The sequence below is a fragment of the Neisseria sp. P0021.S007 genome, assembly GCF_051956855.1.
Window position 1 is genome coordinate 1 of sequence record NZ_JBQCXA010001069.1, and the last position, 537, is coordinate 537.

At 49.3% G+C, this 537-nt stretch carries 2 protein-coding genes; both read left to right on the plus strand.

Features of this window, described 5'->3' with window-relative positions; translation table 11 throughout:
* On the plus strand, positions 1 to 288 hold a 288-nt coding region (locus ACTHUR_RS17565; protein ID WP_440400007.1), incomplete at its 5' end, for a peroxiredoxin.
* Positions 289 to 362: 74 nt separating this feature from the next.
* Positions 363 to 537 (plus strand): site-specific integrase (locus tag ACTHUR_RS17570; protein WP_440400009.1); only part of this gene is annotated, 175 nt, incomplete at its 3' end.

A 537-nucleotide genomic window follows, 5' to 3' on the forward strand; every position in this document is an offset into this window, starting at 1 on the left:
GCATTGGGCTATACCGTTGTCGGCATTTCGCGCGACGGCGTGAAATCGCATCAGAATTTCTGCGCCAAACAAGGCTTCCAGTTTGAATTGTTGAGCGACAAAGAAGAAACCGTCTGCAAACTGTTTGACGTGATCAAGCTGAAAAAGCTTTACGGCAAAGAATCCCTCGGCATTGAGCGCAGCACGTTTGTTCTGGACAAAAACGGCGAAATCGCCCATGAGTGGCGCAAAGTCAAAGTGGCCGGACACGCGCAGGAAGTTTTGGATACAATCTCTCAAGCCTCTTAATAGGGCTTTGAAAACCTAAGGCCGTCTGAACGAATGTAAAGCCATGCCGTTCAGACGGCCTTTCAATCAGTTTGATGAATATGGACGATTTAATAGACAAGCTGCTTGAATCCCTTTGGCTGCAAGACCGGCTCAGCCACAATACGCTGCAAAGTTACCGCCGTGATTTGGTCAAAATCGCTGCGCGTTTGGCTGAGGTTGGACAGGATTGGTTGAGTGCCGATGAGTTTGCCCTGTCTGATGCCGTGT